At 61.3% G+C, this 8,673-nt stretch carries 9 protein-coding genes and 2 pseudogenes; 8 read left to right on the top strand and 3 right to left on the bottom strand.

The window, feature by feature from the left end:
* On the bottom strand, positions 1–166 hold a 166-nt coding region (locus YY7_RS65415; protein ID WP_035692400.1), incomplete at its 3' end, for a DUF6894 family protein.
* 391 nt (positions 167–557) lie between these two features.
* On the opposite strand from YY7_RS65415, the gene YY7_RS61600 reads away from it, so the two are divergent.
* From YY7_RS61600 to YY7_RS0148500, 3 genes are all read left to right on the top strand, one after another.
* Positions 558–866 carry a hypothetical protein gene (locus tag YY7_RS61600; protein ID WP_155255673.1) on the top strand — a complete coding sequence of 103 codons (309 nt, stop codon included), beginning with the start codon at positions 558–560 and terminating at the stop codon, positions 864–866.
* Positions 867–1,082: 216 nt separating this feature from the next.
* Positions 1,083–1,400, top strand: coding sequence for a DUF2934 domain-containing protein (locus YY7_RS0148505; protein ID WP_349642732.1), 318 nt, complete (start codon positions 1,083–1,085; stop codon positions 1,398–1,400).
* 98 nt (positions 1,401–1,498) lie between these two features.
* Positions 1,499–1,678 (top strand): hypothetical protein, encoded by a 180-nt coding sequence (locus YY7_RS0148500; RefSeq protein ID WP_028169262.1) that lies wholly within the window; start codon positions 1,499–1,501, stop codon positions 1,676–1,678.
* Between the two features lie 314 nt (positions 1,679–1,992).
* Here the strand turns inward: YY7_RS0148500 and YY7_RS55925 are convergent.
* Positions 1,993–2,654: pseudogene (locus YY7_RS55925) on the bottom strand (SOS response-associated peptidase).
* 243 nt (positions 2,655–2,897) lie between these two features.
* Here YY7_RS55925 and YY7_RS0148490 point away from each other — a divergent pair.
* From YY7_RS0148490 to YY7_RS0148480, 3 genes are all read left to right on the top strand, one after another.
* The gene (locus YY7_RS0148490; protein ID WP_028169261.1) at positions 2,898–3,824 is read left to right on the top strand and encodes a Ku protein; all 927 of its coding nucleotides are present in this window, start codon (positions 2,898–2,900) and stop codon (positions 3,822–3,824) included.
* Between the two features lie 77 nt (positions 3,825–3,901).
* Entirely contained in the window at positions 3,902–4,807 is a 906-nt protein-coding gene (locus YY7_RS0148485; RefSeq protein WP_028169260.1) for a ribonuclease Z, read from the top strand.
* Between the two features lie 23 nt (positions 4,808–4,830).
* Positions 4,831–5,448: a hypothetical protein gene (locus tag YY7_RS0148480; RefSeq protein WP_028169259.1), complete on the top strand. Its 618-nt coding sequence runs from the start codon at positions 4,831–4,833 to the stop codon at positions 5,446–5,448.
* Between the two features lie 27 nt (positions 5,449–5,475).
* Here YY7_RS0148480 and YY7_RS61595 read toward each other — a convergent pair whose 3' ends face one another.
* A complete protein-coding gene (locus YY7_RS61595; RefSeq protein ID WP_155255672.1) occupies positions 5,476–5,658 on the bottom strand; it encodes a hypothetical protein in 183 nt (60 codons plus the stop codon).
* A 447-nt stretch (positions 5,659–6,105) separates the two neighbouring features.
* On the opposite strand from YY7_RS61595, the gene YY7_RS0148470 reads away from it, so the two are divergent.
* Both YY7_RS0148470 and YY7_RS55915 read left to right on the top strand, forming a co-directional pair.
* On the top strand, positions 6,106–7,410 hold the full coding sequence (locus tag YY7_RS0148470) for a flavin-dependent oxidoreductase (RefSeq protein WP_028169257.1): 1,305 nt from the start codon (positions 6,106–6,108) through the stop codon (positions 7,408–7,410).
* A 628-nt stretch (positions 7,411–8,038) separates the two neighbouring features.
* Positions 8,039–8,673 (top strand): annotated as a pseudogene (locus YY7_RS55915) (transposase); the annotation flags it as partial.

Here is an 8,673-nt window from a genome sequence, read left to right as displayed (position 1 = left end):
GCGCCATGACATCGAGGCTCCAACTCTCCCCCGGCTGGAGCGATGTTTCAATGTCCCGGGTCAGCAACAGAGCTTCCTTCCAGGCAGCGCGATCGTCTCGAAGCTCCGTTCCGACTTCGTCCCGAAATGGGAACTTTCCGATGATGTGAAAGAAGTAACGGGGCATTGACTGCAAACCACGACTTTCCGTCCGCAAACGCGACCTTCCGCAGACCGTTCCTAAACGGCTGGGCTAGGAACGTTAAACCGGATGGGTGAATTGAAGTTGATGCGGGGCCAATCGGCGCCGGGAGCGAGCGCGACCAGTGTACCGGTCATGGTTGAGCACGGAGATATTTGCCGCACGCGAGCCGAGCACTGCCGGCAACAAGCCGCGAAGACGGTCTCTTCGATAGACAAGCAGCAACTGCTTCGGCTTTCCGAAGAATGGCTGAGGCTCGCACAGCGACCCTCATTCGCGGACGAGTTGGCTGCCGACGGCAGTGAGGCGATCGGCCCCGCTCTCAGGCATCCAACGGTTCACTGAGCGCCCGCAGGAAGATGAGAAGGAAAGAACCATGAAAACGATCTATTTCGCTTCGGTTTGTGGCGCCACTCTTTTGGCAGTCACCAGCTTCGCAAACGCACAAGGAACGGGCGTTAGTGCAAACCGCGATCAGGGCGTCACGCCCAAGCAATGCTGGGATGTAAGCAAAAACATCATTCGCGAAAAGAACCCAAGCTCCTCTGGTACATCATCGTCGGAAAAGGCACCTGAAACCACTGTGGGCTCAACCATGCCCGGCCCCACCGGTTCTGGCGCTTCGGGCTCAACCGGCTCCACTGGAAATGCGTCGGCACGTCCGGCGGGAATGCCGGATTGCTGACACGCCAAAAGAGCTTTGCTCGTATAGATCACAGTGGCGGCTTGTTTCGTTGAGCGCGAACTTCACCGCCATTGGACCGATGACGATGACCGGAGATCGGAATGATCCTAGTCGGGAGACGTTATGTCGTGACGTACGCGAACAACTCGTTGCCAGCAGACGTGATTTTCGCATACGGGGCGCACCTCATGGCCCGGCTTCTCGAACAAGCCAAAGATGAACAATTTTGCCGATTTATTTCCGGCGGAGGTGACCATGAGCCAGAGCACCGATCGCCAAGAGTTAGAGCGCCNGCTCGAGCAAGCGAAGCGGCTGGCTTCCGAGATAACCGACCAAACGACCTATCAGCGGCTCAAGGCGTTCGTCNAGGATCTGGGAGAGAGCCTGCAACGGCGCTTAGCTGCGNGCCGGTCCAAGCAAGCAATCAGGGCTCGTGCCCACGAACTCTGGGANCAGCACGGGCGGCCTACGGGACGGGATCTNGAGTTCTGGTTACAGGCAGAGCGGGAACTTAGCGAGGATGAAAACGAGTGAGCGCGTATTCCGAAGTGGACGCACCTAGCTAAGCGAGAGTTCTGGCCCCCGTTTCTTAGAGCGCGTGCTATTGTGTCGGCACACAGGAGGGAGAAGCGATGTCGACGCCAAAGAAGCCGCTGAAGCCCGATGATTTTCCCGTGAGTGCCGAAGGTAAAACGATCAAGAAGCAGGACGGCACGCCGATCGCGACGACGGAAGATTCACCTACCGCTGATGACGTGGCCGAGCGCCTCAATGAGGACGAAGCCCGCCGCGAAGAAGATAAGTGGGCCTGATCTTCCGTCGTCGATGGACGACGGGCGGCCGCGTGCGATCAGTCATCGATCAGCGTGCCGATCAACTCGAGGAGCGCTCGGTGTTCTGGCCCATTAGCTCCGTCTCGAAGAAATTTACCTATGGCCGTGTCGGACACCTGTCCTCCAGAGCTTAGATTCGGCTGATGCCTTACGACGGGCATCTTGGAAGTCGGATCGCGCGCTAGGAACCAGGTGTCCCCGTTGCTGCTTTCGTATAAGACTCGTTCCGTCATGGAGATGTAAGCGGACCCACGAGGTTCCGTTCCTCTCTGGGGTGGGAATAAGCAAACTTTTTATGCGGCGAGCCTATCTTCCTTGTCGGGGCCGCGCATGACGATCTTGAGCGTGGCATCCGGCAGCGGTCGTTGCAGGGCCTTGGCCTCATCCCAAGGGGCGCGCAGCCAGACATCGCGCTCCTCATCTGTCGTCAGGATCACCGGCATCCCTTTGGGATGGATCGGCGCGACGACAGTGTTCGCCTCGGTGGTCAGGAAGCCATAGACGAGGTGAGGGCCAGAGATCGGCTTCGACTTGGTGCCCCGATCACCCTTGAACTCGGTCCAGATCCCGGCGAAGGCGGTAAGTGGTCGCTCGTTGTTCAGCGCGAACCAGACCACGTCCTTTTTCTTGGTCTCCGGATTCGGCCCCGGCGCGTATTCGGCGAAGCTGTTGATGGGGACAAGGCAGCGGTTCTCCGGCTTCAGCCAGCCTCGTCAGTGCGGCGATTTGGTGTTGCGGATATTGGTCACGGGCGGGCCCGGTTTGCTCGGCGGCGGTGGCATGCCCCAGCGCATCAGCGCCAGCTCACGGCCGTCGCCGGCGTTGCGCACCACGGGTGCCGGATAATCCGGAAAGACGCCGGGTTCGGCGGCAGGTTGCCGACGTAGCGGTTTACGACCCGGAACAGTGCGCGGATCGCTTCCTGGTTTGTGGTGATGCTGTAGAGATTGCACATTACGAGCTTGCTCGGGTAGTTATGGTGATATGCGGCAAGACGATAAATCCTATATCCGAACGCCGGTGTTGTGGCAGCCCATGGGGCGCGTTTCCTTTCCGTTCACGGAAGATGGAGCGCGCTTGGTCGCGACTGAAGCGGGATTCGTGAATAAATTGAAGGATCAGGGTGAAGAGTGTCGGAACAAGCCTTGTTCGATCGTCTTGAATCCAACTGCCTTGGAAAACCGGAGTTCTGCGTAAAATGGCTCCCCGCGCTAACTGGAAAGGCTTCCTGCGTCTGTCCCTCGTAACCTGTCCGGTCGCGCTGTACCCAGCGACATCGGAGAGCGAGAAGATCTCCTTCAATCAGCTCAATCGAAAGACCGGGCACCGCATCAGGTACCTGAAAGTCGACGCCGATACAGGCGAGGAGGTCGCCAACGAGGACATCGTCAAGGGCTACATGCTCGACAAGGAAACCTTCATCGAGGTGTCGAAGGAAGAGCTCGAGGAGGTGGCGCTCGAATCCACCCGGACCATAGACATCGACGAGTTCGTCGATCGTGAAGAAATCGACCCGCGCTACTTGATCCGCCCTTACTATCTCCGGCTGGATGGCGAGGTCGGCCACGACGCCTTTGCGGTAATCCGCGAGACCATCCGCGAGATGAACAAGGTTGCGATTGGGCGGGTGGTGCTGACGAACCGCGAGCACATCATCGCGCTTGAGCCGCTGGACAAGGGCCTGGTCGGGACGTTGCTGCGATATCCGTACGAAGTCCGCTCCGAAGATGAGTATTTCGACGAGATCCAGGACGTCAAAGTCACGAAAGACATGATCGATCTCGCCAAGCACATCGTGAACCAGAAGAGCGGCCGTTTCGAGCCAGACAAGTTCGAGGACCAGTATGAGACGGCTTTGATCGACCTTATCAACCAGAAGCGAGCCGGCGAGCCGATTACCCCCAAGGAGCGGCCACGCGGCGAGAACGTCGTCGACCTGATGGAGGCGCTGCGGCGGAGCGTCGGCAAACAAGCGGCGCCGGCGAAGGCTGCCAAACCCGCCAAGAAGCCGCGTAAGGCGGCGGCCGGCCAAAAAGAGATGCTGATGCCGATCCAAGGCAAGAAGCAGGCGAAGGAGACGGCCGCGAAGAAGCCGACAAGCAGGCAACATCGAAAGTCGGCCTGACTCGGATATGATCTGGTCGCGCGAGGGCGTGAGGGTTTTCGGCCAACCACACCGAGAAGAGGGACGCTAGGCCACGAATGTTCGCGCTCACCTTCCTGGGGACGTCGGCGAGCGTTCCGTCGGCCGAACGTAATCATCCGGCGCTTCTTGTCGAGGCGGGCAATCATCGCATCCTGATCGATTGCGGCGAGGGAACGCAGCGCCAATTGCTGCGCGGCGGGGCTGGCTTTCGAAGGCTCGACCGGCTGCTATTGACCCATGGCCATTTCGACCACGTGCTCGGCATTCCTGGTCTCTTTTCGGCCCTGCGACTGCGGCAGAGCACCGAAGTCATGACGATCCACGGCGGTCCCGGCACACTCGAAGTCGTCGTCCGCATGCTCGCAGGCCTGTGGGGCGAGGGAAGGGCGCCTATTCCGCTGCAGCTCGTTCCGTTGACGGCGGGGCAGGTCATCGACGCCGGCGAATTTGCGATCGACTGCTTTCCGGTACGCCACCGCGACACCGATAGCTTCGGATTTTCCTTTGAAAGCCCGGCCCGTCGTCATCTTCGGCCGGACCGCCTCATCTTGCTCGGCGTGCCGGACAGCCCGGTTCGGAAGGAGCTGGCGGAAGGAAGGCCGGTGACGCTGGCGGACGGCAGGACGATTGCTCCCGAAGACGTCCTCGGGCCGCCGGAGGGGCAGAAGAAGCTCGTCATCGTGGGGGATGCCGAAACCACCGATGGCTTGGCCGAGCACGTTCGCGGCGCCGACTTACTCGTGATCGAGGCCACTTTTCTGGATTGCGATTCGACCATCGCGCGGGACTACGGCCATCTCACCGCGGCGGAGGCGGCGGCGCTTGCAGCCATGAGCGGCGTCAGGCTGCTCGTCCTGACCCACATTTCCGGCCGCTACCGCGACGAGGAAATCCTGGCCGAGGCGACAAAGACGTTCCCGAACAGCCGGGTTGCGACGGATTTCGACCATATCGTGATCTAGTTGGACGCACAGGGGGCACGCGAATGGCAAGGAAGCTGAAGGCCTACCAAACTTCGCTGGGCTTCTTCGACCTGGCGGTGGCCGCGCCCTCGATGAAGGCGGCTCTGGAAGCGTGGGGTGCCGAAAGCAATCTCTTTCACCAAGGAGCGGCGAAGCAAAGCGATGATCCCGACGTCATCGCCGCGACAATGGCGGCGCCGGGCGTCGTTCTGAAGCGCCCTGTCGGCTCCAGCGGAGCATTCAAGGAGCACGCGGAACTGCCGAGCGATGTCGCTGGCGATCGCAGATCAAAAAAGGCTGACCGCAAGTCGGCAAGGCGAAAGCCGCAGCAGCATACAAAGCGAACCGAAGACGCGGCGGCCGACCGAAAGGCCGCACTCGCTTTCGAGAGGGAGCATAAGCGCCGCGAGCGTGAGCGCTCAAAGGTAGAGGCTGCCCGGCAGAAGGAGCGCGAGCGACGCCAGCGTGCCGTCGACAAGGCGCAAAGCGCCTTGGATGCAGCCCGTCGGAAGCACGAAGAGAGCGCCGCTGACCTTCAGGCTAAGCTCGAGCTTATCGAGGAAAAGGCGCAGGCCGAGGAAGCGCGTTGGGAGAAGGAGAAGGCTCGCCTAGAGACCGCGTTGCGGCGAGCGCGCGGGTAGCGGCGAAGCGAACGCTCGATGTGCGCTTCACGCTCTGACCGAAAACCGATCGAATGCCGTCAAGGTCTGCAAGCGCGGCTCCGCCGAGGACGTAATCCCCGCGATTGTCGCTGCCGCTGCTAAAGAAAGCGCGTCCGAAGACGGTGTTTCGTCGATCATCGACAAGATGTAGATTTCTGCGTCCTCAGGCGTAATGAGGCCGGGTGCCATTGGCTTCTGCTGCTGGCCCGAAGCGGCCGACCCGGCGTGTCTGCTCCATGTCCGCTCATGCGGGGTGAAGCGGACTCGATATGTCCAAACAGAGTTCGATTTGAGTACGATATTGAATAGGACCTCGCTTTCGAGCGGCGGGTGAAACAAACTTTCCAAAGGGGAATTAGGTTGTCTCGTAGACTTGTAGCAGACAGCACCTTGAGCCAGGTGCGCGCGGCCTTGATCGTGCGCAAACGAGCCGCCCGGATTGAAACCGGTCGCTAGCAGACTTCCGAAGGACTTGTCTCGCCAATCTTTCTAAACTAGGGCTATCAGTCACAAGCCTGGTGGCAACGCTGGCAATATTCGGGAGGGGTTTCAGCGCGGCGCGCAGCCATTCGCCACGTCCGCCGTCCAGATGTCATCCCTTCCCGATTCCCCTCGAACTGAACGACGGACCATTCCATGAGTGACCACCCCGTAGTCATCGCAGGCGGCGGTATCGGCGGCCTTGCGACTGCGCTCACGCTGCAGCAGATTGGCGTGCCATGCGTCGTCTACGAGGCGGTGCGCGAGATGCGTCCGCTCGGCGTCGGCATCAACCTGCAGCCCAATGCCGTGCGCGAACTCTATGATCTCGGCATCGCCGCTGTTGATCTCGATACGATCGGCGTGCCCGCCCAGGAATGGGCGCTCGTCGGGCTGAACGGCAACGACATCTATTCCGAGCCGCGCGGGCTCGGAGCCGGTTACAACTGGCCGCAATACGCCGTGCATCGCGGCCAGCTGCACATGCTGCTGTACCGAATATTCGTGGAGCGGGCCGGACCGCAAGCGGTGCGGCTCGGCTCCCGTATCAGCTCCTATACGAGGAACAGCGACGGCTCGGTCACGGCGCAGATCGAGCATGGCGACGGCGCGCGGTCCGAGGCGCGTGGCGCGCTTCTGATCGGCGCCGACGGCATTCACTCGGCGGTCAGGGCGCAGATGCATCCCACCCAGCCGCCGATCCATTGGGGTGGCGCGGTGATGTGGCGCGGCGTGACCCGCGCCAGGCCAATCCGCACCGGCTCGTCCTTCGTCGGGGTCGGCACCCATCGCCACCGCGTCGTGATCTATCCGATCTCGCATCCCGATCCCGTCACGGGGCTGGCGACCGTCAACTGGATCGCGGAAGTGACGATGGACAATTCGGAAGGCTGGAAACAGGCCGGCTGGTTCAGGCAGGTGCCGGTCAGCGAGTTCGCCCATCATTTTGCAGGCTGGACCTATGACTGGCTCGACGTGCCGGCGCTGATCGCGGGCGCAGAGATTGCTTACGAAAATCCGATGATCGACCGCGACCCCGTCGCGACCTGGCAGGACGGCCCGGTGGCGTTGCTTGGCGATGCCGCGCATGCGATGTATCCAACCGGCTCGAACGGCGCCAGCCAGGCCATCGTCGATGCCCGCGTGCTGGGCGCGGCGATGCTGGAGCACGGCGTCTCGGAGGCCGCTCTTGCGACCTATGACGCCCGCCTATGCGGCCCGATCTCGCAGGTGATCCTGCGCAACCGCGGCGCCGGCCCGTTCGGACTGTTGAACCTGGTCGACGAGCGCTGCGGCGGCACCTTCAGTGACATCGACGACGTCATCCCGCCGACCGAGCGCGAGGCTTTCATGGCCGGCTACAAGAAGGCCGCGGGCTTTGCCATCGAGCAGCTCAACGCCGCACCGCGCACGATCGCCGAAGGTGCGCGGGTGAGTGCCCCGAGAAGCGGCGTGAGCTGACGCTGACCGTGGCGCACCGCGGGGCGTTTGGTCTTCAGCTCATAGGCGATCTGCTTGTCCCGGCCGGCGCTTCTGACCGGATGTATGGACCGGCTGCGTTTCGCAATAGGGATTGTGCTTGGGGTGCGGAAGTCGCTGAGTCCGGCGTGTTTGATCGGCTCGCGGGCGGTGGCCTTGATGGGAATACGCACGCATCGTTGGTCTCATGAGCGGACCGGTTGGCAAGCAAGCAATTGGGTCACCAGACTCTGGATGCGTTCATCGATCCGTTCCATGCATTTTCTCGATCGCGAACTCGGGTAAGGCGTCAGGTTGCCATCACTTCGTGATGGGACGCGTCGAAGCTCTCCTCGTTGCACGATTTCATTGTACCGCTTCCGCCGCCGGGCGAATGGACAAATCTGCTCCCCCAAACTTCCGGTACAGCGTTTCCCCAAAAGCCAGAGTGAGCAAGGCCGAGTGAGGACCGCTTGGGCTCTAAACGAACACCGCGAGAGCCGCCGCCATTTCCGCTATCTGGGGGAAACCGGACGCCGCGCGTCGTTGGGCTGATCGCCGCTTTTGACCCTGGCTGTGTGAAAAGCCCCGAGTCGGCTACGGAACCTCCGTTTCCTGATGGGGGATACGGATGGGACGCTTCGTTGAAGGCGCGGACAGATCCCAGCTGACGCTCTTGCCGGAATGCCTGGAGGATTGGGTAAGCGAGGACAACGCGGTCCATGTGATNGATGCGTTCGTCGAGGCGCTCGACCTGCATGGAATGGGGTTTGAGCGCGTGATCGCGAAGGAGACGGGCGGGCCCTCCTATCATCCGGCAGTCCTTCTGAAGCTTTACGTCTACGGTTATCTCAATCGGGTGCAATCCAGTCGCCGCCTGGAACGTGAGGCGTGCCGCAATATCGAGGTGATGTGGCTGATCGGCCGCNTGGCTCCCGATCACAAGACNATCGCCGATTTCCGGAAGGACAATGGCGCGGCGATCCGCAAGGTTTGTGCGAAGTTCGTTGCCCTGTGCCGGCAAATGGGCCTGTTGCAGACCCCAAGCGTCGCAATCGACGGCAGCAAGTTCAAGGCGGTGAACAACCGCGACCGCAACTTCACGCATGCCAAGATGGCGAGGCGGATGGCGCAGATCGAGGAAAGCGTCGGTCGATAGCTGCGTCAACTCGATAGCGCCGATCGGCAGGAGCCATCGGAAGCGATCAGCATCAAGACGACGAGAATCAAGGAAAAGATCGCTCGGCTGAAGCAGGAGATGAGCCG

The sequence above is a fragment of the Bradyrhizobium elkanii WSM2783 genome (assembly GCF_000472865.1).
Classification (GTDB): domain Bacteria; phylum Pseudomonadota; class Alphaproteobacteria; order Rhizobiales; family Xanthobacteraceae; genus Bradyrhizobium; species Bradyrhizobium elkanii_A.
Note: the sequence above shows the minus strand (reverse complement) of the source record. Positions and strands in the feature narration are given on the sequence as shown.